The following is a 24,993-nucleotide window of genomic DNA, read 5'->3' as shown; positions in this document are numbered from 1 at the left end:
AGTACAGCGATGCGGCCAAGGTGCAGATCTCCAATCTCGGCGAATACTGCATGGCGGGCGGCGCCCAGGTGAACAAGGGCCAGATCGGTCATCTGGCGGCTTGCGATCCGGACTGGTCGATGTGGCGCCTGTCGTCGCGCACCATGTGGAACCCGGTTGCCAACCTCGATGTGGGCCTCGAAGTTGCCTATACCCAGGTGAACACCGCGTTCGAGGGTGGCTTCGACCTCAGCCCCGGCAACCCGGCCAATACCGGCATGTCGAAGGGTGGCTACGCCTTCAACGACACCAGCGTCTGGACGGCGACCCTTCGCGTGCAGCGCAGCTTCTGGCCATAAGGCCGGCAGCCTGAAGGCTCTGAAATGCGAAACCCCCGGCCGCAAGGCCGGGGGTTTTTCGTTGTCACATCGTACCCGCTTCCCCGGCAGCACAGGCCGGTATCGAACTATCGGTCGGCTTGCTGCGCCCGGTCGCAGCGCAGAATGAAATCTGCGATCTGTGCCAGAATTGGAGCCTCGGCCAGCAGCGGTGCGTGTCCCTGGCCGGAAACCTCGATCGCTTCCAGGTCTCCGCGCCGCTCTCGCATCGCGCAAACCGTCTCGATCGAAAGGATGTCCGATAGCGTTCCGCGGATGACCAGGGTTGGCACCGGCGCAAGCGCGTCGAACGGCTCCCAGAGCGCCGGCATCGGTTCGTTCGGATCGACGTCCTTCAGAGTCTCGGCGATCGCCGTGTCATAGGTCGCGACAAGGCCGTCCGCACCGGCGCGCCAGCTGCGATGGGCCCAGGCGAGCCAGTCCGCAGCGCCAAGGTTCGGGAATTGCGCGCCGAAGAGTTCTCGCAGAATGTCGACAGCATCCGGAAAATCGCGCGGCTGCGGCGTGCTGCCGACATAACCCTTGATCCGCAGCAGGCCTGCCGGCTCGACGACCGGTCCAATGTCATTGAGGACGGCCCCGGCAATGGCCATCGGCTGCGCCGCCGCGAGCAGCATCGTCAGCAAGCCACCCCGCGAGGTCCCCACGAAGATCGCGCGATCGAGCCCGAGGGCGGCAACCGCGGCGATCACGTCCCCGAGTTCGACGGCGAGATTGTAGTTGCGCCAGTCGCGGTCGTAGTCCGATCGGCCACGGCCCCGCGAATCCAGTGCGAACACCCGGCGCGGATGCACGGCGTCTTCAGAAAGCCGGCGTGCCAGCGCTTCGAAATCGGCTTCGGTCCGCGTGAGCCCCGGCAGACAGAGCACCGGCAGGTGCGATGTCATGGCCGCCTCGCCGTAACAGCGCACATGCAGCGAAAGCCCATCCGGTGCCGCGATGAAGCGGCTTTCGGCGTGCGGGGCAGCAGTTGGTTCGAGCATGCCGCAAGTCTAAGCCACGGCCGACGCCCGGCAAAGAACCTGACCCACGCGCAGCGGATTTCACGTCCGCCACGCCCCCGGCCGGCTAGTTCGCCGCCATGCCGCGCCGCAGGTCAGCCTCGATCATCAGTTTCGGAGACGCACCGAACCGTACACGGTAGACCTGCATGTTCTCCATCACGCGCTGCACGTAATTGCGCGTTTCGGAGAACGGGATGCGTTCGACCCAGTCGATCGGATCAATCTTCGGATCGCGCGGATCGCCGAAGCGCTCGATCCACTGGCGTACGCGGCCGGGGCCGGCATTGTAGGCCACAAACGTGAGAATGTACGACCCGCGATAATTCTCGATGGCATGGCCAAGCTCGGCGGCCCCGATCTGCACGTTGTAGACGGGATCGTAGAGCTTCTTGGCGTCGAACGCGATGCCGTTCCTTCTTGCCACCAGCTTCGCGGTTCCCGGCAGCACCTGCATCAGGCCCTGCGCGTTGGCGCTCGATCGCGCGCGCGGGTTGAACCCGCTTTCCTGACGCGCGATCGCGTAGGCCACATGCGGCTCGACCGGTGGTCCGATCGGCGTGAATTTCGGCAATCCGGCGGTTGGATAGGCGTAATACTCAAACGGCAATCCGCGGCTGACCGCGGTGCGTCCAAGCAGCGCAAGCGTTCGCGCGTCACCCTTCTTCTCGGCCAGCGCCGCAACGGCGGCCAGACCCGCCGGGTCGACCGCCCGGTCGGCCATGTCGGCGGCGGCTGATGCGACCAGATCACGCTGGTCGATGGCATAAAGCATCTCCATCGCGCGGACGATTTCGAGCCGATGCGCCTGCGGGTGGCTGGCGGGTGGTGGAGCCAGTCGAAGCTCCGAGCCACCAAGCCGCGCATGCGCGATCTGACCGTAATAGGTGCTCGAAAACCGCGCGGCGCGCTCATAATGGGTTCGGGCTTCCGCGTTCTGACCAAGCGCTTCGCATACGCGGGCGTACCAGTAATGGCCGCGTGAGATCGAAGCCGGGTGTTCCGCCACCTCGATGGTGCGCGCGAATAGCGGTTTGGCTGCAGCCGCATTGTGGAGAAAACGGAACGCGATCCAGCCGGCCGTGAACGCCTGCTCGACGCGGGCGCCTTCCTTTTCCGGCATGGCGGCGTCGCGGGCGACCCGGAACGCGGTCTGGGCCTGGCCGGCATCAAGCAGTTCGCGCGCAAGCAGCCGCCGCTCCTCCCACCATTCGTCCGGATCGTGCACGTTGGTGGGAGCGATGGAGGCCGCAAACATGGTGCGCGCCGCGTCGTCGATGTGGTCCGCACGGCGCAGCCATCGCGCTCTGGAGAACAGATAGGCGGTGTCGGTGCGGGCCTCCGCAGGTACCGCGTCCAGCAGCGCCTTCGCCTTGGAGGACTTGCCGATCACCGCCGCATGAGCCCGGACGATCGCAACCTGGGCCGCGCCGAGGCGCTCGGCTGCACGCAACGCCGCCGCGGTGTCGCCGGCATAAAGGCGGCGGTCCATCCGCGCCTTGTGATCGCCGCCGCCAAGCAGCGTGCCCAAGCTCTCGAGCGCCTGGCGTTCCAGATCGGCAGTGAGTGCGTCGGTTCGCCACGCATCGCGCACGAGCTGTTGCGCCTGTGCGCGATCCCCCTGCGAAAGCAGGGCACGAGCGAAGGCGAGCTTGCCCTTGGCCGTCAGCGGGGCTGTGGTCGAGAAATAGCGGCGCACCACGGCGTCATTGACGCCATTTTGGTAAAGCGCCGCCTCCGCCTTGCGGCGGAACTGGTTGATGTTGGGCCAGCCCGGATTTTGGGTGGCAAAGCCCGCATAGCGCTGGAAATCGAAGTCGTCGGTCTCGGCGCGCAGGACCACCCACTCGATCAGCTTTGCGGCGACCGGATCGGTAACGGTGCCGGCAACCGCAGTTGCGTCGCTGTTGCGGCCCCGCCGCGTCAGTTCGATCGCCTTTTTGACTGCGGCCAGATTCTCGGCCGAGATCGGCGTGGCCGGCGCCAGCGCGGCTGGCACGCGCGCGGCCGGTGGTGTCAGCGAAGCCACCTGCCGGGGACCAGTGACGGCTGGAGCCGGGCTCTCGGCAGGCGGCCTCGCACCGACGAAGGCAGACGACGACAGGATCGGCGCGGTTCCGATCGGAGTCGGAAACGCCCCCACCGCGGTTGCGCTCTCGGCCGGGCGCCGCTTGGGCAGCGGGACCGCGGCCGATTTCGGCGCGGCCTTCGGGGTTGCGTGCGACGCCTTCCTTGCCGGTGCTTTCTTGCCGGACGGCTTGGTGGCGGCTCGCGCACCCTTCCGGTCGGCGGCAGCACTGGGTTTTTTGGGCTGTGCCTTTTTTGTCGATTTGACTTTGCTTTGGGCGCTGGCGGCGGCAAGCGCTTCATCGGCTTTTGGCTTGGGCGCGGCCTCGACCACGGCGGCGGCGCTCAACACGGCAAAGAGGCCGGCCACGGCGACCGGGAACGAGCCATTACGTATCAAATCGAAGCCCTCGCCTTCCGAATCGGATGGGTGCAGCTGGCTATTGCCCTGAATATGCTGAGGAACCGATTAACGTCCTGCAAACGGTCCCTGCCATCGGAAAGCGGCAAGAGCACGGCACGCCACCGCGGCACGCCGTCTTCGGCGTTCATGAACAATCGCTTTCAAGCCCCGAGGCGAACCGCTATGGATCGGCTCACCGTCGCGTTCCGGCGAGTTCCGCGACGGGTCCACGGTTTCAAGCCTCGCCAAGGTTGTACCGGTCCGGGTGCGGTATCATGACAGCAAATGGAAAATTCCGGGGATCGTTCACCGCACTGGTGACGCCATTCCGCGACGGTGAACTCGACGAAAAGGCCTTGCGCGATCTTGTGGAGTGGCAGATCGCCGAGGGTACCGACGGGCTCGTGCCCTGCGGGACGACGGGCGAGAGTCCGACCCTGTCGCATCCCGAGCATCACAGGGTCGTGGAATGGTGCGTCGATCAGGCCAAAGGCCGCGTACCGGTGATTGCGGGAGCTGGCTCCAATTCGACATCCGAGGCGGTGGCTCTCGCAAGGCACGGCGAGAAGGCAGGGGCCGACGCCGTTCTGGTGGTGACCCCCTATTACAACAAGCCGACCCAGGAGGGCATGGTCCACCATTTCAGGGCGGTGAACGACGCGATCGGCATTCCGATCATCATCTACAACATTCCGCCTCGTTCGGTGGTCGACATGAGCGTCGACACCATGCAGCGGCTGTTCGAACTGAAGAATATCGCCGGCGTCAAGGACGCGACCGGCAACCTCGCGCGCGTTTCGCTGCAGCGTCAGGCGATGGGCGATGAATTCATTCAGCTCTCGGGCGAGGACATGACCGCGCTTGCGTTCAACGCCGCCGGTGGTCACGGCTGTATCTCCGTGGTCTCCAATGTCGCGCCCGCGCTCTGCAAGCAGCTCCAGGACACGACGCTTGCCGGCGACTACCGGACCGGTCTCATGGTCCAGGACCGGCTGGTCCCGCTGCATCATGCGATCTTCATGGAGCCCGGACTTGCCGGCGCCAAATGCGGCCTGTCGCTGCTGGGCCGCGGCAATGAGGACGTCCGGCTCCCGCTGCTGCCGGTGACGCCGGCGACCAAGGCCGCGATCCGGAGCGCGATGGTCCATGCCGGCCTGCTGAACTAGACACGCGAACCAGGATGGCAGAGGCGAAAGAGCGCCCCCTGAAGGTGGTGGCCGACAACCGCAAGGCGCGCTTCAACTACGAAATCGGCGAGACCTTCGAAGCGGGCGTCGCGCTGACCGGCAGCGAGGTGAAATCGCTTCGCGCCGGAAAGGCGACGATCGCGGAATCCTATGCGGATTCCCGCGGCGGCGAAATGTGGCTGATCAACTCCAATATTCCGGAATATCTGCAGGCCGGCCGTGACAATCACGCACCGAAGCGGCCGCGAAAACTTCTGCTGCACAAGCGCCAGATCAACAAGCTGATCGGAGCGGTCGAGCGGCAGGGCTTCACGGTGGTGCCATTGAAGCTGTATTTCAACGCCAGGGGCCGCGCCAAGGTCGAGATCGCGCTGGCTCGCGGCAAGAAGCTGCACGACAAGCGCGACACCCTGAAGAAGCGGAGCTGGGACCGCGAGCGCGGGCGGCTGTTGCGGGCGAAAGGCTGACCCGCGGGCCCTGCGGGCAGCCGCGGGTCAGGGGACGCAATCCGCATGATTGGGGACAAGCGGCTGCGTCCAGTTCAGGAGCGGGTCGAACGGGCCCGAGCCAGTCAGGTCAGGTCGATCACGTCATGGCTTTCTTGAAATTGGCGCCGGCCTTGTCCCAGTTGACCGTGTTCCACCACGCCTTGAGATAGTCCGCGCGCCGGTTCTGGTATTTCAGGTAATAGGCATGCTCCCACACATCGACGCCGAGCACAGCCTTGGCGCCAAGCTCGAGCGGCGTGTCCTGATTGGCGGTGCTGATGACGTCGAGCTTCTTGTCCTTGTTCACCACCAGCCAGGCCCAGCCCGAACCGAACCGGCCGCCGCCCGCCGCATTCACCTTGTCCGCCATCGCATTGACGCTGCCGAACGACGTGTCGATCGCCGCCTTGAGTTCGCCCGATGGCTCCTTCGGGCCACCCGGAGTCATCAGCTCCCAGAAGAACGTGTGGTTCCAGTCGCCGCCGACATTGTTGCGCACGCCGGTGCGCACGGATTCGGGCACCTTGCTCAGGTCCGAGAGGATCGTCTCGATCGGCATTTTCCCGAGTTCGGCCCAGCGGGCGGCAAGCTGGTTGGCATTGTTGACATAGGCCGCGTGATGCCGGTCGTGGTGGATTTCCATGGTTCGCGCGTCGATATGCGGCTCGAGCGCCGAAAATGCATATCCGAGCGGCGGCAGCTTGAAAGGGCCTGACGGCTGGGCCGGCGCGGTCTGCGCCAGCACGGCGCTGCGGCCGATGAGGCCGCTGGCGGCAAGCGCTCCCGCGGCACCGGCAAGCAGTTTCAGGCTGTGACGTCTGTTCATCTGGAATCCTCCTGCAGCGTTTGACGACGGGTCGGCGGTTGTCGAGCGGGCATGCGCAATCGCGCGGTGCGTTGTTCGCACTTTCTGAAACTACGGTTTCGAGCCTATAATGTTTCATCCGGAAGATAGAGGGCGGTCACATGGAAGTGAGCGTGACGCTCGATCCGTGTCGCCTGGACACGGCGGCCGCCTTGGGTTGACCCTCACCAAGGGCCCGAATAGGGTCCCCGCCCCGAATGCCAAAATCGGCCCGGAAAGGCCGGTGCATGGACGATCAGGCTCGATGAGCGCGACCGACAAGCTGCTGCAAAACGCTCTCGCCGCACTGAACCAAAGACGACTTCCCGAAGCCGAACGATTGTTCCGGAAGCTGCTCGATCGCGATCCGCGACATGTCGGAGCGCTCAATCTTCTCACCGTCGTGCTGATGAGCATGGAGCGCTTTTCCGAGGCGGAGCCCTTCATCGCGAAGGCCGTGAAGCTCGAGCAGCGATCGGATGCTTCCTTCTACAATTACGGACTGATCCTGAAGCGACTGAAGCGGCCGGCAGAGGCGCTCGCGCAGTTCGATGCCGCGCTTCGCCTCAATCCCAAACATGCGGAGACCTGGAACAGCCGCGGCACGGTGCTGAGCGATCTCGGCCGTTTCGATGACGCCGTCGGCGATTTCAGTCGGGCGCTTTCTCTCAAGCCCAATTATCCGGAGGCGCTCTGCAATCAGGCCCGCGTCCTGGGTTTGCTCGGACGTGTCGACGAAGCACTGGCTGCCTATGATCGGGCGTCTGCGTTCGCGCCGAGACTTCCCGAGGCATGGATCGGACGCGCGAGCCTGCTCATGGAGCTCGGCCGGATTGAGGATGCCATTGCGACCTTCGACAAGGCGCTCACCATCGATCCGGGACTCGACTTTGCGTGGATCGGACGCGGAAATGCTTTCGATACCCTCGGGCAGCAGCAGGAAGCGTTGAACGCCTACGACAAGGCGATCGCGCGCAATCCAAACTCCGCGCCGGGCTGGCTCGGTCGCGGCAACGCCCTGCGTGAGCTCAAGCGTACCGGAGAGGCTCTGGCCGCCTATGACCGTGCGCTTGCGCTCGATCCGGCATTGGCTGCCGCCTGGCTTGGGCGGGGCAACGTCCTGTACGAGACCAGGCAGGACGACGCCGCGGCGGCGGCCCTTGCCAAGGCACTGGCGCTCGATCCGAATCTCGCGCCGGCCTGGCTGGCACATGGCAATCTGCTGGTGCGCATCAAGCGCTTCGACGAGGCATCCGAAGCTTTTTCCCGCGCGCTCGCGTTGCAACCCGGTCTGGCAGAGGCATGGCTTGGCCGCGGCAACCTCCTGTACGAGCAGGTTCGCAACGATGAGGCGCTGGACGCCTACGACCGGGCGATTGCGCTCAAGCCTGCGCTGGAAGGCGCCTGGCTGGGCCGCGGCAACACGCTTGCCGCACTCAAGCGCTACGACGATGCATTTGCGGCCTTCGAGCAGGTTCTTGCCCTCAATCCGGCGGTGCCGGAAGCCTGGCTCGGGCGCGGCAATGCGCTCGGCGACATGAAGCGCTTCGACGAAGCCTTCCAATCCTACGACAAGGCGATCGAGATCGACCCCGATTATGTCGAACCCTACTGGAACAAGGCGCTGGCCAAGCTCTCGGTCGGCAGCGTCGCGGATGGGTGGGACGCCTACGAGTACCGGCTGCAGAACAAGGACAGCGATGCCTACCGGGCGCTGGCAAAAGACCTGCTGGCAAAAGACCTGCCCATTCGAACGCGTCTCACGCGCTCCGACCTTCAGGGCAAGGACATCCTCGTCCTTGCCGAGCAAGGCATCGGCGACGAAATCATGTTCGCAAGCATCCTGCCGGACCTGATGCAGGATGCGGCGTCGGTTGCCTACAATGTCGAGCCGAGGCTGGTGGGGCTTTTCGAGCATTCCTTTCCCGGTGTCGCCATTGTCGCCACCGACACGGACGGCCTCGCACAAGCTGCGGCTTCAAGGCTCGTCCTTTATGCCGGCAGCCTTGGTTACGCGTATCGGCGCGATCGCCGGGCGTTTCCAGGTACGCCCTACCTTCGGTCCGATCCGGATCGTGCCGGGCGCTGGCGCGAGACGCTCGCGCGAGAAACCGGCGGACGCGCCGCCATCGGGCTGTCGTGGCGGGGCGGCACCGCCAAGACCCGCCGCAACGACCGCTCGATCGAGCTTGAGCGGCTGGCTCCGCTGATCCGCCGCGACGATTGCCGGTTCGTTTCGCTGCAATACGGAGACGTGACGGAGGAACTGGAGCAATTCAATGCTGCCAACCCCGACCATCCGATCCGGCGGCCGCTGAACGATGTGAACGACTTTGACGAATTCGCAGCCCTGATCGCCGCGCTGGACCTCGTCATCTCCGTTCAGAACACCACCATTCACATGTCCGGCGCCCTCGGCCAGGCCTGCTGGGGCATGCTTCCGTGGCGCGCGGAGTGGCGCTATGGTACCGAAGGCGAGGCAATGGCTTGGTATGGATCTGTCCGATTGTATCGTCAGAGCGCACCCGGCGAATGGGACGATGTCATCGCCTCGATCGGCGCAAGCCTGACGCGCTTCCTGGACGGAAACAAGAATGACTGAGCCTCTCGACGTCTATATCGGCTACGACAGCAAGGAAATCGTGGCCTATCACGTGCTGTGTCAAAGCATTATCGCCAAGAGCTCGCAGCCGATTCGTTTCACCCCGATCAATTTGCGAAACATCACGGCGCTATTCAGCCGTGAGCGCAACCAGCTTCAGTCGACCGAATTTTCGTTCTCGCGCTTTCTCGTGCCCTGCCTGTCCGGCTATCGCGGCTGGTCGCTGTTCATGGATTGCGACATGCTGCTGCGCGCAGATATCGCGGAGCTGTTCGCACTCGCGGACGATCGCTACGCCGTCATGGTTTGCAAGCACGACTATACCCCGAAGGATGAGGTGAAGTTTCTCGGCCAGGTGCAGACCAAATACGAAAAGAAGAACTGGTCGAGCGTCATGCTCTTCAACAATGCCAGGTGCAGGACCCTGACGCCCGATTACGTGAACAGCGCGACCGGGCTGCAGCTGCATCAGTTCAAATGGCTGACGGACGAGGCGCTGATCGGCGATCTGCCGCTGACCTGGAACTGGCTGGTCGGCGAATATGACTACGACCCGGAAGCCAGGATTGTCCATTTCACGCGCGGCGGGCCGTATTTCGCCAATTACAGGAATTCCGACTATGCGGACGAATGGGCCGCCATGCTGGAGCAGACGACCTATGTCGCCTGATCGGCGCTAGCCTGGCGCGGATCGGCGAAGCGCTTCAGTCGTTCGAAATACAGTCGCGCGAAGAAATCGGCATTGCCGTGCGTGTCGTCGGTGTAGGTGTCCCAGAACACCTCATCGAAGAAGCGGCGGCGCGATTCCTCCGATGTGAGTTCGTCGTCGAGGTCGACGGACTCGATCCCCTGCGCGGCCGCGAAGGCCTTCAGGCGCTGGTTGAAGCGCAGGGTCACGCGCTCGCGTTCCTCCAGCGGCCGGAAAATCGTCCGCTCGTCGGCGAGTGCATTCTTGTAGAAATCGTTGTCGCCGATGATCTGCGGCTTGGCGCCGAGCAGGATGACGTTCCTGTTATGCGGCAGGATTTCCTGCGCGACGTATTTCTCGAGCTGCGCGGCGGAATCGGCGATCGTGTCGTCGATGTCGCGGCCGGAATCGACGGCGGCCTTCCAGGCAGCGCGCCGGCAATCGATCTCGCCAAAATAGACCAGCACCCGGTCGGCCTGTCCGATTTGCGTCCGCAATTGCCGCGTCGCCTTCAGCGCGCCGGATTCGGCTGACGGATTGCCGAGCCCGAATGCGGTCGCGCCGGCAAACTCGTAGCATTCGAGGTGCACCGCGCCGTCGAAAAACCGCGGCTGGTTGACCTGCATGTAGCGGAAATAGCGTACATGCGAGCAGCCGATCACCACCCAGTGTCGCGGCAGCGGCTTTCCGGCCTGCGCGGTCGTCTCCTTCAGCAGGCGGAACGGATCAGGATGCGCGGGAGCCTGCCGATAAGCGTATTCCGCGTAGCGGCGCGCCATCTCATAGTCTTCCAGCTTCTGATACGCGCGTGCCAGCATCAGAGCGAGGGTAGGATTGACGTTGCTGTCGGCCACCGTCGCCTGTTGCAGATATTGCAGCGCCAGACGGGCCTCGCCGAGTTCGAGGCAGGCGGCACCGGCAAGGAAACACAATTCGCCGTGGCGGTGCGCCTCGGCGAAATTCGCCCGAAAAATCTCGTAGGCATTTTTGAACCTGCGGACACGCAGTTCGGCCTCCATCGCCGCGCGAATCTGCTTCGGATCGAGCTTCGCCGGCCATTCGATCCTGACGCGGCCGGACGGTGCGACGACGAAAAGACCGTCTCCCATTTCCTGGACGGCGATCTTGCTCGTCATTCCCATCGCGTCGCGGACCGATTGAACGGTGTCGGCGCAAAGCCGCAGCGAAACGTCGAATTTCGACTTGAGCTTCGGGTCGAGCGGCGCACTGCGAAGCCCGGGAAGCGCGACATTTCTCGGCGGCGGCAAACCCTCGGCAAGGAGATCGGCGACGCGCGGCGTCGCGTCATGGTCCCGGCAATTCCAGACATAATGTTCCGCCGGCATCCCCAGCGGACTGGCTTCCGGTGGCGTCCCGCCGTCGAGGATGGCTTCGACCGCGGTGACCAATGCGAGCGGGTCGGCGAAGGTCGGGTTGACGTGGTTCGAAATCAGGGACGACGTGATCCAGCTTTGCCGTGGCGTCAGACTGAGCGCCGTCTTGCCGGCCACGAAGGCCTCGAACCCCGTGGTGCAGGAGGTGTGAAGCAACAGCCGGCAGGCCATCGTCCAGGGAATATGCGGACCTTCGCGGAGCACGACGACATTCGGATGGTCGGAGAACAGGCCATCCCATTTCTTCAGATGTTCTCCGGGATGGGGCCGGATGACGATGCGCTGCTCCGGGCGGCGGCGCGCCAGCTCCCGGATCGCAATGTGCATGGCCTTCAGATTGGCGTCCTCGCAATCGATGTAATCCTGCCAGAGCTGCACCGACGCCGGATCCTTGGGATTGGTGAAGCCGGCCTGAACCTGAATGCGCGTGACCTGCTCGGTGCTCTGCCAGATGCTGTTCAGGATCGAAAAATTGGTATTCACGAGGATGAAGCTGCCGAAACGCGCGACGATGTCATCAATCTTGCGCTGAAACAGCGGCCGCAGGCGCGGCTTGAGCAAATCGATGCGTCCGTTGCCGGTGATTTCGATGCGGTTCCTGCCGCCGGACAGACGGGCCAGTATTTCGTGCTCGAACTGGCCGTCGACCAGAATGAGATCCGGCAACCGGAACACGCCTTCGGTGCAAAGCGCTTCGACCGCCTTGGTTTCGGTCTGTGCCAGCAATTCCTCGTCCAGAATCACGACGCGATGGCCGCGCTGACGCGCCTGCGTCATGGCCGCCTGGTGAAATTTGTTGAAGCTCTTGAACAGCACGACGCCGGGCGGCAGCCGGGACAGCGTTTCATAAAGCAGCCATTGCTGTCCAAGCACGACGGTGTATCCGCGCTCCGCCAGCGTTGCCGCAAGCAGCGCCTTGCTGTCGAATTCGCGCGACTGGAACTCGATCGGGAGATAGACGACCGGAAATCTCCCTTCCGGCCGGTTCGGCTGCTTCGGCATTGGATGATCCCGTCCCGTCAGACCAGCTAGTGGTCCGATTCTAACATTCGCATCCCTTCTCGGCAGGCCATTTTGCGAATGTTAGAATCAGAGGACCACTAGCAAGTATTGGATTCTAGTGGAGCTTTGGATTTGACATTCGCTGGGCCGCGCCCGCGGGTGGATGGGTAGCGAATATCAATCCGCTCCACTAGCCGCCCTGCGCGCGGCGCAGGTCTTCGAAATGTCCGACGTCGATCCACGGGTCGTCGAAATTGAATACGCCGACATTCTTCCTGGCCGCAAGCAGGGCCTCGAACAGGTCGGTGATGGGAAAATCGCGCTGGTGCGGCACATGATCCAGTGCCGACGGATCGAGCACATAGATGCCGCGATTGATCAGGAAGTCGAGTGTCGGCTTTTCCGCGATCGACAGCAGACGGCCGCCTTGCTCGCGGACCGTGCCGAACGGGATCTGGACCTGATAGGGACCGACTCCGATGGTCGCCGCGTGCTGGCGCTGCATATGGGCGTCGAGCATGGCGGTCAGGTTGGCGCGCGACACGAGATCGGCGTTGAGCACCAGGAAAGGATGAGCCGGGCGTTCGGGCAGCAGCGCGAGCGCGCCGCCGGTGCCGAGCGGTGTGGTCTCGCGGAGGTATTCGATACGGCATCCGAGCGCGCGGCCGTCGCCGAAATGCCGCTCGATCACGTCGGCCATGAAATTCACGGCGATGTAGATCGTCTGGATGCCATGACCGACCAGATGCAGCACGATCCGCTCCAGCATCGGCCGGCCGGCGACCTCGATCATCGGCTTCGGTATCGCTTCGGTCACCGGCCGCAGCCGCGTGCCCCTGCCGCCGGCCATCACCACCGCGACATTGGGCTTGCGAGTCGCGCCCATCAGATCGCGCAGAAAGTGGACGGCGATCAGTCTCCCGTCATGGTCCAGTACCGGCACATACGGGAACGATCGCGCCATCATCACGTCCAGCACCGAAGCCCGGTCGATCTCCGGCGCGACCGTGAAGAAATCGCGGGTCATGACATCGCTCGCCGGCATGTCGAGCGTGCGGCCGGACAGCAAGGCACGGCGCACGTCCCCGTCCGAGATCAGGCCGACGATGCGATCCGACGAATCGCATACCAGCACCATCTCCCGGCCATTGGTCTCGATCGCCTGAATCGCATCGCGGATCGAAACCCCCTCGACGATGACCAGGCCGGGGAACGCGCGTGGTGGCCCGCCATTCATGCGCGGGTGCCCTCGATCAGCCAGTTGGACACCATCTGGGAGGGATCGCGCAGGCTGTATTCGCTGAGCCCGATGGTCAGATGGTCGAACCGCGAATAGATGTCGCGGATCTGCTGCTCGGTCGAAAATCGCACGGTGCCGGTCCCGGCAAACGACCCCACGGTGAGATCGCGATAGGTCGCCTCGGCGACCTGCGGGCCGGAATCGAATCCGAAGCACCGGGGCGTCGCACTGATCGAGAACAGCTTGCCGCCGGGCTTGAGGCGGTCATAGACCCCGTCGAGAATGCGGCGCGTGTCCTGCGGGGTGTTGCACATCAGGCATCCGATATCGACCACGCAATCGAACGTGCGCGGTGGATATGGCAGGTCCACGATATCGCCCGCAATGCAGCGCGCGGTCAGACTCTCGGACTTCATCCGCTGCCTGAGCTTCTCGACAATCACCGCGGAACCGTCGATCGCATCGACCGAAAACCCCTCGCGCGCGAGATACCAGGCCGACGATCCGTAGCCGCAGCCGAGATCGAGGAAGCGCACGGCGCTGCGGTCCGGCGCGGAATAATAGTTCCAGGCCACGAACCGGATCAGTTCCTCCTTCGGATACTTGCCCCAGTCGCGCCGGCTGAAAATCTCATCCCAGATGCTGTTCCATGTCGGAGCCGGCGTCGTCGCCACGGTCCCTGAAAGCGTCATCGCTGCCTCCCTGAAGGGCGGCAAGTTACTGACCGCGCTTTGGCAAGTAAAGGATCGCGCATTCGCCGGAAAACCCCGCTAAACCAGACTCTTCCAGGTAATCGGCTGGTCGCTTTCCAGGTCGCAATCGAGCGCGCGGCCCAGAACCTCCGGCAGGCTGCCGGGGGCGATGCCGGTGGCCGGACGCTTGATCTCGATCATGTCGCGCGTCAGCCTTTCGCCCCGGCGCAGCGGCCGGCTTGCCACCAGGCTTCTGCGGATCAACGGTAAATTCTCGCGTTCCGACGGTGCGACGCCCTTGATGCCGTCACCGAGCATCGCATGCGCGGTCTTGATCGCGTCGACCAGTCGCCTCAGACCCTCGGGTTCGAGCGAGGCCTGATGGTCCGGCCCCGGCATCGCGCGATCGAGCGTGAAATGCTTCTCGATCGCCACCGCGCCCAACGCGGTCGCCGCAACCGCAGCCTCCAGTCCGACGGAATGATCCGAGAAGCCGACCGGCAGCCGAAACTCGTCCCTCAATGCGCCGATCGCGCGCAGATTGAGTTCGGCGTCCGGCGCCGGATAGCTCGATATGCAATGCAGCAGCACGAGTTCGGGACATCCGCTATCGCGCAGCATCGCCAGCGCGGCTGCGATTTCCGCAAGGGTCGATCCGCCCGTCGAAAGGATGACGCCGAGCCTGCGGCGTCCGATCTCTTCGAGAAAGGGCAGATTGGTCACCTCCCCGGAGGCGACTTTCACGGACGTTGCCCTCAGGTCATCGGCGACAAAGGCGAGACTGTCGGAATCAAACACGGAGCAAAGAAAACCGATCTTGCGGTCGATGCAATGGTCCGACAGCGCGCGCAGGTCCGGGTAGGAAAGCTCAAGCGCCTTGCACAATTCGAGCTGGTTCTGGGCGCCGGTGCCGACCGACTGATAGGGTGCGAGCGCGGTGAAGCGGCTGATCTCCTTCTCGCTCTTGAAGACCTGAAGCTTGACGATATCGACGCCTGCGGCAGCGCCGACATCGATCAGGCGGCGTGCGAGACCACTATCGCCGTTGTGATTGACCCCGATTTCGCCGATCACCACCGGCGCGTCGCCGTCAGCAAAGCGGAATTCACGAATGCCGAATTTCATGCGTCCTCACGCCGATACAATGGAAGAAACCCGGATCGCGATTCCCTGCCCAGGGTTGTGATCTCGTATGCGCGTTTGCGCTCGCTCAGCCGGTCATATATCGCCTGGTCGCGCACACTGAAATAGGTGTAGAGCGGTGCGCGGCATGCGGAGAAGCCCGCCTTGAAGCGCAACAGGCTGTCGTCGGCGCGGCCGGTAACGCCGCCGCCGAGATGCAGGCGCGCAAATCCCGCCGCCTGCGCCCAATGGATCACCTCATGGATCATGAGATTGTTGATGCCGAGCGCCGGGTGCCCCGCCCGCGTGGAGGCAAAGTGATAATAGGCGGTGGAAAAATCGTGCACCAGCAGGCATCCGCTTTCGATCTCGCCATCGACCGATGCGAAGAACAGCGAGCTACGATCCGGCCCGAGCTGATGCAGACAATTCTCGAAGAAATTCGCAGGCACGAACCATCGTTCAGCCGCCTGCCGGCGTACCATGGTGGCGTGATAGAGTGCGTTGAACCGTGTCAGATTATCGATCGTTGGCGCAGCGCGCTGAACCACAGCCCCTGCGCGCCGGGCGGCCGCGATGGAACTGCGGTGACCTTTCCGTAGCCCCTTCGCAATCGCGGCTTGGGTCTGCGTCAGATCGACATACACGACCTGCTTTTGAAGCAGCGGCATCACAACGGTGCCGGCCAGCGCACGCTGGTGATCGCTCATGAACGGGTGAAGACTCGCAAATTCGCTTGCGATGTCGGCTTCGTCGCACCAGGCGGAAAATTCGCGCGCGAATTCGCGGTAGATATCCCCGCCGGCCGCCGCACCGCCGATATTGCTCACCGGCCCGCCGTAACCATACGGGTTGGCGATGTCGGTGAAATGCTCGCGGTCGGCCGCGTCGCGCAGGAACGGCAGGTTCATCAGGGGGCGGCGCACGAAAGGCTGGATCACGACGTCACCGCCGGATCGGAAGACCGCGAGGTGGGAGGAATAGCCATAGGCCTCCTGGAAGATGCGGCCGTATTCCGGCAGGAAATGGATGTCCTGCCGCTGCGGCGGCAATTTGCTGACCAGGGCGTGCCAGCGCTCGGCGTCCTTGCCTTCGGCCGTCAGGATTTCAAAGGCCATCGCCGGTCAGGCCAGAAACGGGCCGGCGGCGTCGCGCCACTTGGCGATCAGGTCCGGACCGAGCTTGAGCCGCGTCAGCACGTCGATCGTGCGTTCGGCAGCGTGGCCGTCGCCATAGGGGCTGCCGCATTGCGCCAGCGCTTCCAGAAAGGCGCGGTCTTCGCGAACGAAGCGGACCGCCTTGACGATGGCATCGGCATCATGCGGCACATCCACGACATTGGGCGCACGCAGCCGGTTCTGCTGCCTGCTGCCGATATTGACGACCGGGATTTTCAGCGCCGGTGCCTCCACGATGCCGCTGCTCGAATTGCCGATCACGGCTGCGGCGTGCCGCAACAGCGTCAGGTAGCGCCGCGATCCCAGGCTGGCGACGGCCCGGATGAACGGCTCCTGTCGCCACACATTCAGGACGTCGCGCATCGCGCGCCCGCCGGCATCGCTGTTCGGAAAGGTCACGATGGCCGGCATGCGAAGTGCCGCAAGGGCCTCCAGCATCGTCTGCATCTGCGCCCCCGCCCGATCGGCCTCGTCGGTTACGGGATGCAGCGTGGCCAGCAGGAACGGCGAGTCTTCGGGGATGCCAAGCTCGGATTTCAACGGCGCCAGCGGCAGGGTTTCCGTCAGACGCAACTGATCGATCGCAGGATCGCCGGTTTCGACGATCCGCGCCAGCATTTCGCCGAGCGCCTGCAGCCTCCGCGTGCTCGCGTCACTGCTCGTCAGGTGGAAATGCGCGAGTTTCGAAATGGCGTTGCGGACCGAGTCGTCGATCGAACCGCTGAAATCTCCGCCTGACATGTGCACGATCGGCACGTTCATGTGTGCGGCCGCAATGGCGCCGGCGAGCATTTCGCCGCGATCCCCCTGAAGCACCACGATATCGGGCTTGACCTGTTCGATCAGCACGGCGGTCGCGACGGTGCCATGGCCGATGGCCTGCGCCATGCCGGTCCCGGTATCATCCTGTTCGGCAATTGCGACGTCATGCAGCGTCCCGAACCGGTCGCACCGAACCTGTTCAAGGCCGGATGCGAAGTCGGGAAGATGGTGCATTCCGGTGACCAGAAGATGGAGATCAAACGCACCGGTCGCTGCGATCGCATCGTGTACCGGCCGCATCAGACCGTAATCGGCCCGCGATCCGGTGATGGATAGGATGCGTCGCATCGGCGAGGCCGGGCCCGGGGTAGCGGTTGCTTGGTTGCGGTAGTCATGGCGGCATTATAAGCCAAGGCACCCATAGTCCGGGAATTCGTCCGTTGCGAGTCCTTGATCCGTGAAACCGGGCATTCCCGTATCCGCACAGCGCGTTGGCGGCGAATTGCCGATCTTTTCGGACCGCACCGGGCGCGCGCAGTCGTGGCGATCCGGCTGGCTGGCGTTTTCGCATGGGCGTGCGGCCCTGGCATGGCTGCTGGCGCGGCGGCCGGCCCGAAGCGCGCTGATCTGCGCCTATACCTGCCCGACGGTCCCGGCCTTTCTGCGCCGCCAGGGCCTGACCATCGGCTTCTACGATGTCGGCGCCCGTCATGGGGAATTGGCCGCGCTGGCCGCGCAATTGCCGGGGCCGTCACTGGTCCTGGTACCCGCCCTGTTCGGCGCGCGGCCATGGCTCGGCGTGAAGGCACTGGAGACGGCCTTGCCGGCCTCGTCCATGGTGGTGGTGGATGCGGCGCAGACGGCCTTCGGCCATTGCGACTATGCGCCATCGTCCCGCGGGGCGGTGCTGTCGGGTCCTCGCAAGACAACCGGATTGGCAGACGGCGCGGTGCTGGCGCTTGGCCGCGAGTTCGGTCGGTACGACATCGATAACCTGCCGGTCGCACGGGTGCCGGCTGCGCTGAAACTCGCGGCGCGCGCGCTCTTTGCCACGGCAATTCCGCAACAGGAGGCCGCAGCGCTCGCGCTCAACCGGCAGAGCGAGCAATCCTGGCCGGATCAGCCACACCGGATGACGGATGATTCGCGCATCCTGCTCGAACGCCTGGACCGTCACTGGCACGCCCGTCGCCGCCGCTCGAACCGGCGCGTCCTCGCCGAGGCGCTGCGCGACGCGGTTGCACTCTGGAAGCCGGACAGCGGCGTTCCGTTCAGCCTTCCGGTCTTCGTGTCCGACCGCGAAGCGGTGCTGGACCGGCTGCACGATCGGCGAATTTTCGCATCGGCGCTTTGGCCCGATGCCGAGTGTGACGCGAACCGGCACCCGGTGGCATTCTGGATCAGGCATCACCTGATCAGCCTGCCCATCGACCAGCGGCACGATGAAGTGGACATGCGCCGGATCGCGCGGGAGGTGCGTGCCGCCGCCCGCATGGCACTCGCCGTGCCTCAGCCGCTGTCGCGCTGGATCGCGGCCGCTACCACGCGCTCAGGCCGCCATCGACGATGAGGTTCTGGCCGTTGACGTATCGCGCCGCATCGCTGGCCAGAAAGATCAGCGCGCCGGTCAATTCGTCAGGTTTTGCCATCCGCCCAAGCGGCACGCGTGCAGAATAGCGGCGGTCGAATTCCGCGTTCTGGCCGCTGGAGACACCGCCGGGAGTCAGGGTGTTCACGCGTATTCCGTGCGGCCCCCAATAGGCCGCAAGATATTTTGTGAGTCCGATCACGGCGGCCTTCGAGGCGCTGTAGACCGGAGGCGTATTGATCGCGTTTCCGAGATATTCGGAGCCCTCGTAGATGCGCTGGTCGGGTCCCACCACCCCGTAGATCGAGGCGGTCTGGATGATCGAACCATGGCCGCGCTGAGCCATGCGCGCACCGATCGCCTGTGCTACCAGGAAGGCGCCATCGAGATTGACCGCCATCACGTCGCGCCAGGTGCCCAGGTCGAAGACCTCGGCCGGCGCAAAATAGCGCGCCGGGTCGCGACGCAGCGCCTGGGCATTGCTGTGCAGGATATCGATCGGTCCGAGGCGCCGCTCGACGGTCTCCGCCATCGCCTTGACCGATTCAGGATCGGCGATGTCGGTGGCCACTCCGATACAGGTCACGCCGTAGGTTTCATGCAGTTCGCCCGCGAAGGCCGCGGCGACATCCGCGTCCAGGTCGACGACCGCCACCGCCGCGCCGTGGTCGGCGAGCGCCGCGCAGAAATGCCGGCCGAGAAGGCCCGTGGCGCCCGTCACGACCGCCACGCGCCCTGTCAGATCGAACTGCCCTCGATAGAATCCGCGCTGCACGATCCATGTCCTTACGGCGCGGCGCGCGCCCGCTTGCTCAGCAACATCTGGACGATTTCGAAATCGAGCTCGCTGTCGATATCGATCGAACGTTCCGGCGGCATCTCGAACAACAGGGTATCATCATAGAACACCGCCGGACTGGCGCAAAACCGGTCTCGATTCCAGACATAGATCGACGCATTCAAGTCGTAGCAGACGGGCGCATCCTGGCGTCTGACCAATTCGCGCGGCAGCGGCTTTGCAAGTCGAACCACGCCGCGCTCGTCGCACTCGACCATGTTGTAATAGGGCGAGCGGCGCGACGGCGTCCCGGTGACGACGCTCGATACATCGCGCTGCTCCAGCAAGGCGACGGCGCCGACGATGTCTTCGGGCAACCGCAGCGGCGCGGTCACGTCGAGATCGACGAATACCGCAAAGCGATGTTGCAACTCGCGCTCGGCATAGTCCAGACAATGCCGGATCGCGGGCACCTTCGCCGCCTCGTCGCTGGCGAGTTCCGGCGGGCGGGGGACCAGAATGTCGGCGCCGCCGGCACGCGCGGCTGCCAGTATGTCCGCCGAATCGCTGCTGACCGCGATCGCCGCGAACAGCCCGGACTGCCGCGCCTGATCGATGGTGTAGGCGATCAGCGGCTTTCCGAGAACGGGTCGCAGATTCTTTCCCGGCACGCCCTTGGAGCCGCCACGCGCGCAGATCGTGCACAGGTGGTTCATGCGCAGACCCAGGCCTTGTCCAAGGCTGCCCGCTCGATCGCCTCGATCAGCTGCATGACCCGCCGGCCCTGCGCCAGCGTGCACAGACGATCGGTTTCGCCGCGCAGGATCGCCAGATGCTGGGCGCGATAGGTGTCGTCGCGCTGCACCGCAAAGGCTTGCGCCTCGCCGTCGCGCATCAGCGTTCCCTCGACCAGGTCGGCGCAATAGGTATGGGTGGTGGTGTTGACGATGATGTGCCGTCGTCCGGGCCGGTCGAGGTAGTTGAGCTGAAGCGATACCGCCGGACAATGTTCAAGCTCGAGCAGAATGGCCCAGCAATCGTCGCTCGCGATGTCGAGCGTGCCGAGCCGCCCGCCGGTCGCTGCCACCCTGTGCCAGGGACCGAACAGCCAGAGCAGATAATCGAGTTCGTGACTGAGGTCGCGCAGGACGCCGCCGCCGCGCGCCGGGTCGGCCGAATAGGACAGCCGGAAGTCCGTGCCGGGCCGCCAGTCCGGCAGATACTGGCCGCAATAGGCATGAGCCGACACCAGTTTCTGGCCGGCCACCGCCCCTCCCAGCGCCCTCACGACCGGATGGAATCTGAGATTGTAGCCGACCGCTGCGACCCTGAACCTGGCAGCGAAGGCTGCTGCCGGCATCGCTCCGAGCGGCTTTTCGACCAGCAACCGGTTCGCAAATCCCATCTCCAGCAGGGCTTCAACGGTCTTGCCATGTGCCGAGGTTTCGTTCGCCACCACCACATAGTCCGGCATTGCCCTCGATACTGCTTCGCCGAATGTCGCCGCGGACTGCACGCCGTCGAGAGGCCGGCGGCTGACCACGGTGACATCGCAGCCCAGTTCTTCAAGAATCCGCTTGTGACGCTGTCCGATCGATCCGTATCCGATCACGGCAGCCTCGCAGGTTCGCACCACGCTCAGCCCGCTTTCTCCGCCTGTGCCGCTTTCGAGCCCGACAGGAAGCTGTGAATGATCTGCCGCACATAGTCTTTCGCGACGTGGCGCGGCAAGCCGTCGTCGCCGAATGCATTGCCGGCATGGCCGCCCGCCCAGCGGACGATTTCGAAAGAGGGAAAATAGATCGGCTTTTGTCCCTCGCAGGCGTTGAGCGCTTCGTGGATCGCGGCGCGCAATACCGATTTTGAGACGCAATCGGCAACGATGGCCGACGAGAATTCGAACGTGCTTCCCAACGGAACCGGAGAAAGCGTGAGCACGATCCGGATTGAAGGCTTGATGTCGTAGATCAGCCTGAATACCCCAAGCAGCGCCTGGGTCGCCTCGGCCACGGTCGCGGTCCGCTGCACGGAATTGCCGATGTTGCGCAGATCCGGACCGAACTGAAACTTTCCGTCGCTTTTTGCGAACCAGCTCGGCGCAACGCCGACTGTAAGGACAAAGATATCGGCTTTCTCGATCTCCTTGCGAACCGGATCCTGCATGTTGGCCTTCACCTGACCGAGATAGATCAGGTTGGCGAGCGGGCTGTTGATCGCTTCGGTGATCGCATTGTAGAAGCAGGAATACCCCGATTGCTTCAACTCGGCGGCCAGGTTTTCGGCAAAGCACGATCCCTGCAGGAAGAATCGTGTGTTGCTTTCGAATCGCGGCAATGAGTTTTCATCCAGAATGAAGTCGTCGATCAACTTCGGAAGATCGAGGAATTCCTCGTTCATGCGCGGATAATTGCTCTTGCGCCGCGGGACAATGTCGTATGCGGCATTTCGGTCGCGTTCGTTACTCGACATCGTTCATCCCCAGAGACGCGCTCGACGGCAGATTGAGCAGCTGCGGCGCGGTCGATTCGGTCGCCTCCAGATCACCGCGCGGATTGTCGCGGAATATCTCCAACTGATGCATCGGTGTCCAGACCGGCCGGGTGAGCAGGCCGGCTGCGTGCGTCGCCTCGAGAAGCATTTCACGGTCGGGCGCGAGGGCATGGTCGAGCCTCAACGCATTGAGCCAGTAATTGCTCATCGTCCCCGGGGCCTCCTGGACGAATGTGACCCCGCGCATTTCGGCAAACACGGCAGCGTAACGTCGCGCGAGGCGGCGTTTTGCGGCGACGAATTCCGAAAGCTGCTCGATCTGGGCCAGGCCGAGTGCCGCATTGAGATTGGGCATCCGATAGTTCCACCCGACGGCGTCATGCTCGAAGGCCCAGGGATGCGGGACTTTCGCCGTCGTGCTCAGATGCCTCGCCTGTCCGGCAAGGGTCGGATCGTCAGTCAGGATCGCACCGCCACCGCCAGTTGTGACGATCTTGTTGCCGTTAAAGCTCAGGACGCCGACGCGGCCAAGGCCACCGCACGGTTGCCCGCGATAGCTGCTGCCGAGCGACTCCGTTGCATCCTCGACGACCGCCAACGCAAATTCGTCCGCAACCGCATTGATCGCATCCATGTCACAAGGATGCCCGAACACATGAACCGGCACGACCGCCCGGATCGAGCGGCCGGTCTCCCGATTGACGCACACGCCGTTGCGCAATTGTGCGATCCGATGGAGGTGCGCCGCCAGCTTGTTCGGATCGATCCCGAGATGATCAGAGTCGATATCCACGAAATGCGGCACGGCATTGCAATAGGTTACCGCATTCGCCGTCGCAACGAATGTAAGCGCCGGCACCATGACCTCGTCTCCGGAAGCGACGCCGACCAGCCGCAATCCGACATGCAGGGCAGCCGTTCCGTTCACCATTGCGACCGCAAACCTGGACCCACAAATCTTCGCCAGTTCGGTCTCGAAGGCATCGACGAACGCTCCGGCAGAAGACACCCAGCCGCTGTCGATGCATCGCGCCAGATATTCGTGCTCAAGGCCGGCAAACAGCGGTTCATGAAGTGCCACGGGACGCCGTGATGTCCGGATCGCCGTTTCGATGCATGCGACAATGGCCGCGACGTCTGCGCTCATGATGGCGCTCAGATGCTGTAACCGGACTTGAAGCGGCGAAGATTGTCGGAATCGCTGATCCAGGCGATCGTCTCTTTCAGGCCTCTGATGAGGCCGTCCCGGCCCCCATAGCCGGGACTCCAGCCGAGAATACTTGTCGCGAGGTCGCAACGCGCACAAAGCCGTTCGACCTCGCTGTCGGGAGGGCGTATCCGGGCGGAAGCCTGCCTGACGGTGACCCTCGCATTCATGATCTCGCCGATCAGGCAGGCGAGGTCGCCAATCGAAATTTCGAATCCGTTCCCGCTGTTGATGACCTTTCCGTTTCCGCCTTCGGCGACGGCGGCACGCATGAAGGCCTCCACGGTATCGGCCACGTAACTGAAATCGCGTGTTGGATGCAGCGAGCCCAGCTCGATTTCGCGTGCGCCTTTTGCAATCTGCGTGATGATGGTCGGAATCACCGCCCGCGCGGACTGTCGCGGGCCGTAGGTGTTGAAGGGTCGGAGCACAGTCACGGGCAACCCGAACGACCGATGGAACGAGAGCGCGATCTGGTCGGCTGCGATCTTGGAGGCGGCATAGGGCGACTGCGCCTGCAGCGGATGATCCTCATCGATGGGGACGTAGCGCGCTGTCCCGTAGACCTCGCTGGTCGAGGTGCAGACGATGCGGGAGACGTTTCCGGCGCGGCCGGCCTGAAGGACATTGAGAGTCCCGGCGACGTTGGTATCGACATATGCCGCCGGCGCGACATAGGAAAACGGAATGGAAATCAGAGCGGCCAGATGCAGCAGGATTTCGCATCCTTCCGCTGCGTTGCGAACGAATTGCGGATCGCGGATATCGCCCGGCAGGACTTCGAATTGCCCGCGCAGTTCCGGCGCGGCGTGATCGAGCCAGCCCCACGAATCAAAGGAGTTGTAGAGCACCATCGCGCGAACGCGCACGCCGGCGCGGACGAGAGCCTCGACGAGATGTGACCCGATGAACCCGTCCGCACCGGTTACGAGAATGGTCTTGCCGGCAAGCTGGCGCATCATCAGGCTTCTGTGGGCGGCGGGGACCTTAGCGGTCACGGCGCGGCAGGGCAACTGAGGGGACCCGAGCGGGAAACGGCAGTGCACTTGCCTTGCGCAGCGGTTGCGGCCAAGACAGGCCTGTTGTGACGACGACGAGACCGAGATGATTTACGTCCTTCCGAGCGTGATGATTGCGGCGGGCGCCGCGCTGTTGCTGAGCCGCTATCGGGAGCGAGAGCCGTTCTCGGTCGCGCTTGTGTCGGACCATGCCAAGATAATTCTTGCAGGCTGCCTGATCTTCTTCGGCCTGTGTATTCTGATCTGGCTGCTGTTTCCGGACGTTGCCGCAAGGGTGGTCCCGATCGGCAAGCGATAGCGGGAGCCGCGCTGGCACTTTTGCTGGCAGACCTCCGAATAAACGGTGCTCGCGACCCGATTCCAAAATTCCGAAGGCCAGGCAGGCCTGCCGACGTCAGCCGCATCGATCGAGGGTCTGGTCCGGGCTACCGCGCGATCCTGCGACTTGTCTTGCTCGCCCGAAAACGAAAAACCCCCGGCCTTGCAGCCGGGGGTTTCGCATTTCAGAGCCTTCAGGCTGCCGGCCTTATGGCCAGAAGCTGCGCTGCACGCGAAGGGTCGCCGACCAGACGCTGGTGTCGTTGAAGTGGTAGCCACCCTTCGACAGGCCGGTATTGGCCGGGTTGCCGGCGCTGAGGTCGAAGCCACCCTCGAACGCGGTGTTCACCTGGGTATAGGCAACTTCGAGGCCCACATCGAGGTTGGCAACCGGGTTCCACATGGTGCGCGACGACAGACGCCACATCGACCAGTCCGGATCGCAAGCCGCCAGATGACCGATCTGGCCCTTGTTCACCTGGGCGCCGCCCGCCATGCAGTATTCGCCGAGATTGGAGATCTGCACCTTGGCCGCATCGCTGTACT

Annotated in this window: 21 protein-coding genes and 2 pseudogenes; 7 read left to right on the top strand and 16 right to left on the bottom strand. The window is 63.9% G+C overall.

The window, feature by feature from the left end; all coding sequences use genetic code 11:
- Nucleotides 1-338: pseudogene (locus tag AB7F49_RS28265) on the top strand (hypothetical protein); the annotation flags it as partial.
- 107 nt (nt 339-445) lie between these two features.
- Here AB7F49_RS28265 and AB7F49_RS28260 read toward each other — a convergent pair.
- Entirely contained in the window at nt 446-1,360 is a 915-nt protein-coding gene (locus AB7F49_RS28260) for an alpha/beta fold hydrolase (protein WP_428528639.1), read from the bottom strand.
- Nucleotides 1,361-1,445: 85 nt separating this feature from the next.
- Complete coding sequence (locus tag AB7F49_RS28255) at nt 1,446-3,845, bottom strand: transglycosylase SLT domain-containing protein (protein ID WP_428528637.1); 2,400 nt, start codon at nt 3,843-3,845, stop codon at nt 1,446-1,448.
- Nucleotides 3,846-4,123: 278 nt separating this feature from the next.
- Between AB7F49_RS28255 and dapA the strand changes: the two genes are divergently transcribed.
- Complete coding sequence (gene dapA, locus AB7F49_RS28250) at nt 4,124-5,014, top strand: 4-hydroxy-tetrahydrodipicolinate synthase (RefSeq protein ID WP_428528635.1); 891 nt, start codon at nt 4,124-4,126, stop codon at nt 5,012-5,014.
- Between the two features lie 14 nt (nt 5,015-5,028).
- Nucleotides 5,029-5,502, top strand: coding sequence for an SsrA-binding protein SmpB (gene smpB, locus AB7F49_RS28245; protein WP_428528633.1), 474 nt, complete (start codon nt 5,029-5,031; stop codon nt 5,500-5,502).
- A gap of 118 nt (nt 5,503-5,620) precedes the next feature.
- Here the strand turns inward: smpB and AB7F49_RS28240 are convergent, their stop codons facing one another.
- Entirely contained in the window at nt 5,621-6,349 is a 729-nt protein-coding gene (locus AB7F49_RS28240) for a superoxide dismutase (RefSeq protein WP_428528631.1), read from the bottom strand.
- Nucleotides 6,350-6,632: 283 nt separating this feature from the next.
- Here AB7F49_RS28240 and AB7F49_RS28235 point away from each other — a divergent pair, with 283 nt between their 5' ends.
- Nucleotides 6,633-8,969: a tetratricopeptide repeat protein gene (locus AB7F49_RS28235; RefSeq protein WP_428528629.1), complete on the top strand. Its 2,337-nt coding sequence runs from the start codon at nt 6,633-6,635 to the stop codon at nt 8,967-8,969.
- Nucleotides 8,962-9,639, top strand: coding sequence for a glycosyltransferase (locus AB7F49_RS28230; RefSeq protein ID WP_428528627.1), 678 nt, complete (start codon nt 8,962-8,964; stop codon nt 9,637-9,639). Before AB7F49_RS28235 ends, AB7F49_RS28230 begins: the two co-directional genes overlap by 8 nt.
- Here AB7F49_RS28230 and AB7F49_RS28225 read toward each other — a convergent pair.
- From AB7F49_RS28225 to neuC, 6 genes are all read right to left on the bottom strand, one after another.
- Complete coding sequence (locus AB7F49_RS28225) at nt 9,627-12,053, bottom strand: surface carbohydrate biosynthesis protein (RefSeq protein WP_428528625.1); 2,427 nt, start codon at nt 12,051-12,053, stop codon at nt 9,627-9,629. The genes AB7F49_RS28230 and AB7F49_RS28225 overlap by 13 nt on opposite strands.
- A 190-nt stretch (nt 12,054-12,243) precedes the next feature.
- Nucleotides 12,244-13,290: a nucleotidyltransferase family protein gene (locus AB7F49_RS28220; protein ID WP_428528623.1), complete on the bottom strand. Its 1,047-nt coding sequence runs from the start codon at nt 13,288-13,290 to the stop codon at nt 12,244-12,246.
- On the bottom strand, nt 13,287-13,985 hold the full coding sequence (locus tag AB7F49_RS28215; protein ID WP_428528621.1) for a class I SAM-dependent methyltransferase: 699 nt from the start codon (nt 13,983-13,985) through the stop codon (nt 13,287-13,289). Before AB7F49_RS28215 ends, AB7F49_RS28220 begins: the two co-directional genes overlap by 4 nt.
- Before the next feature lie 78 nt (nt 13,986-14,063).
- The gene (locus AB7F49_RS28210; RefSeq protein ID WP_428528619.1) at nt 14,064-15,110 is read right to left on the bottom strand and encodes an N-acetylneuraminate synthase family protein; all 1,047 of its coding nucleotides are present in this window, start codon (nt 15,108-15,110) and stop codon (nt 14,064-14,066) included.
- On the bottom strand, nt 15,107-16,225 hold the full coding sequence (locus AB7F49_RS28205) for a GNAT family N-acetyltransferase (RefSeq protein ID WP_428528617.1): 1,119 nt from the start codon (nt 16,223-16,225) through the stop codon (nt 15,107-15,109). The genes AB7F49_RS28210 and AB7F49_RS28205 overlap by 4 nt, the downstream gene beginning before the upstream one ends.
- Nucleotides 16,226-16,231: 6 nt before the next feature.
- Nucleotides 16,232-17,395 carry a UDP-N-acetylglucosamine 2-epimerase gene (neuC, locus tag AB7F49_RS28200; protein ID WP_428528615.1) on the bottom strand — a complete coding sequence of 388 codons (1,164 nt, stop codon included), beginning with the start codon at nt 17,393-17,395 and terminating at the stop codon, nt 16,232-16,234.
- Nucleotides 17,396-17,504: 109 nt separating this feature from the next.
- Here neuC and AB7F49_RS28195 point away from each other — a divergent pair, with 109 nt between their 5' ends.
- Complete coding sequence (locus tag AB7F49_RS28195; protein ID WP_428528614.1) at nt 17,505-18,617, top strand: hypothetical protein; 1,113 nt, start codon at nt 17,505-17,507, stop codon at nt 18,615-18,617.
- Here AB7F49_RS28195 and AB7F49_RS28190 read toward each other — a convergent pair.
- From AB7F49_RS28190 to AB7F49_RS28165, 6 genes are read right to left on the bottom strand one after another with little or no spacing between them, the layout of a single operon-like run.
- Nucleotides 18,586-19,410, bottom strand: coding sequence for an SDR family oxidoreductase (locus AB7F49_RS28190; protein WP_428528612.1), 825 nt, complete (start codon nt 19,408-19,410; stop codon nt 18,586-18,588). The two genes, AB7F49_RS28195 and AB7F49_RS28190, sit on opposite strands and share 32 nt — an antisense overlap.
- An 11-nt stretch (nt 19,411-19,421) precedes the next feature.
- Nucleotides 19,422-20,129 (bottom strand): acylneuraminate cytidylyltransferase family protein, encoded by a 708-nt coding sequence (locus AB7F49_RS28185; RefSeq protein ID WP_428528610.1) that lies wholly within the window; start codon nt 20,127-20,129, stop codon nt 19,422-19,424.
- Nucleotides 20,126-21,049 carry a Gfo/Idh/MocA family protein gene (locus AB7F49_RS28180; protein ID WP_428528608.1) on the bottom strand — a complete coding sequence of 308 codons (924 nt, stop codon included), beginning with the start codon at nt 21,047-21,049 and terminating at the stop codon, nt 20,126-20,128. Before AB7F49_RS28180 ends, AB7F49_RS28185 begins: the two co-directional genes overlap by 4 nt.
- A 2-nt stretch (nt 21,050-21,051) precedes the next feature.
- Nucleotides 21,052-21,882, bottom strand: a complete 831-nt coding sequence (locus AB7F49_RS28175) for a GSCFA domain-containing protein (RefSeq protein WP_428528607.1) — start codon at nt 21,880-21,882, stop codon at nt 21,052-21,054.
- Nucleotides 21,872-23,050 (bottom strand): LegC family aminotransferase, encoded by a 1,179-nt coding sequence (locus tag AB7F49_RS28170; protein ID WP_428528605.1) that lies wholly within the window; start codon nt 23,048-23,050, stop codon nt 21,872-21,874. Before AB7F49_RS28170 ends, AB7F49_RS28175 begins: the two co-directional genes overlap by 11 nt.
- Nucleotides 23,051-23,058: 8 nt before the next feature.
- Nucleotides 23,059-24,069, bottom strand: a complete 1,011-nt coding sequence (locus AB7F49_RS28165; protein ID WP_428528641.1) for an NAD-dependent 4,6-dehydratase LegB — start codon at nt 24,067-24,069, stop codon at nt 23,059-23,061.
- 145 nt (nt 24,070-24,214) lie between these two features.
- Between AB7F49_RS28165 and AB7F49_RS28160 the strand changes: the two genes are divergently transcribed.
- Nucleotides 24,215-24,427, top strand: a complete 213-nt coding sequence (locus AB7F49_RS28160) for a hypothetical protein (RefSeq protein WP_428528603.1) — start codon at nt 24,215-24,217, stop codon at nt 24,425-24,427.
- 228 nt (nt 24,428-24,655) lie between these two features.
- Here the strand turns inward: AB7F49_RS28160 and AB7F49_RS28155 are convergent.
- A pseudogene (locus AB7F49_RS28155) lies at nt 24,656-24,993 on the bottom strand (hypothetical protein); the annotation flags it as partial.

This window comes from Pseudorhodoplanes sp., from assembly GCF_050250235.1.
In the GTDB taxonomy this organism is placed as follows: domain Bacteria; phylum Pseudomonadota; class Alphaproteobacteria; order Rhizobiales; family Xanthobacteraceae; genus Pseudorhodoplanes.
Note: the sequence above shows the minus strand (reverse complement) of the source record. Positions and strands in the feature narration are given on the sequence as shown.

Bases quoted from the DNA above. Each gene is read 5' to 3' on its own strand.
- AB7F49_RS28220 (WP_428528623.1), bottom strand. From the start codon at position 13,290: ATGAATGGCGGGCCACCACGCGCGTTCCCCGGCCTGGTCATCGTCGAG.
- AB7F49_RS28185 (WP_428528610.1), bottom strand. From the start codon at position 20,129: ATGAACCACCTGTGCACGATCTGCGCGCGTGGCGGCTCCAAGGGCGTG.
- AB7F49_RS28165 (WP_428528641.1), bottom strand. From the start codon at position 24,069: ATGCGCCAGCTTGCCGGCAAGACCATTCTCGTAACCGGTGCGGACGGG.
- dapA (WP_428528635.1), top strand. From the start codon at position 4,124: ATGACAGCAAATGGAAAATTCCGGGGATCGTTCACCGCACTGGTGACG.
- AB7F49_RS28225 (WP_428528625.1), bottom strand. From the start codon at position 12,053: ATGCCGAAGCAGCCGAACCGGCCGGAAGGGAGATTTCCGGTCGTCTAT.
- neuC (WP_428528615.1), bottom strand. From the start codon at position 17,395: ATGCGACGCATCCTATCCATCACCGGATCGCGGGCCGATTACGGTCTG.
- AB7F49_RS28260 (WP_428528639.1), bottom strand. From the start codon at position 1,360: ATGCTCGAACCAACTGCTGCCCCGCACGCCGAAAGCCGCTTCATCGCG.
- AB7F49_RS28240 (WP_428528631.1), bottom strand. From the start codon at position 6,349: ATGAACAGACGTCACAGCCTGAAACTGCTTGCCGGTGCCGCGGGAGCG.
- AB7F49_RS28235 (WP_428528629.1), top strand. From the start codon at position 6,633: ATGAGCGCGACCGACAAGCTGCTGCAAAACGCTCTCGCCGCACTGAAC.
- AB7F49_RS28170 (WP_428528605.1), bottom strand. From the start codon at position 23,050: ATGAGCGCAGACGTCGCGGCCATTGTCGCATGCATCGAAACGGCGATC.
- smpB (WP_428528633.1), top strand. From the start codon at position 5,029: ATGGCAGAGGCGAAAGAGCGCCCCCTGAAGGTGGTGGCCGACAACCGC.
- AB7F49_RS28215 (WP_428528621.1), bottom strand. From the start codon at position 13,985: ATGACGCTTTCAGGGACCGTGGCGACGACGCCGGCTCCGACATGGAAC.
- AB7F49_RS28175 (WP_428528607.1), bottom strand. From the start codon at position 21,882: ATGTCGAGTAACGAACGCGACCGAAATGCCGCATACGACATTGTCCCG.
- AB7F49_RS28230 (WP_428528627.1), top strand. From the start codon at position 8,962: ATGACTGAGCCTCTCGACGTCTATATCGGCTACGACAGCAAGGAAATC.
- AB7F49_RS28205 (WP_428528617.1), bottom strand. From the start codon at position 16,225: ATGGCCTTTGAAATCCTGACGGCCGAAGGCAAGGACGCCGAGCGCTGG.
- AB7F49_RS28210 (WP_428528619.1), bottom strand. From the start codon at position 15,110: ATGAAATTCGGCATTCGTGAATTCCGCTTTGCTGACGGCGACGCGCCG.
- AB7F49_RS28160 (WP_428528603.1), top strand. From the start codon at position 24,215: ATGATTTACGTCCTTCCGAGCGTGATGATTGCGGCGGGCGCCGCGCTG.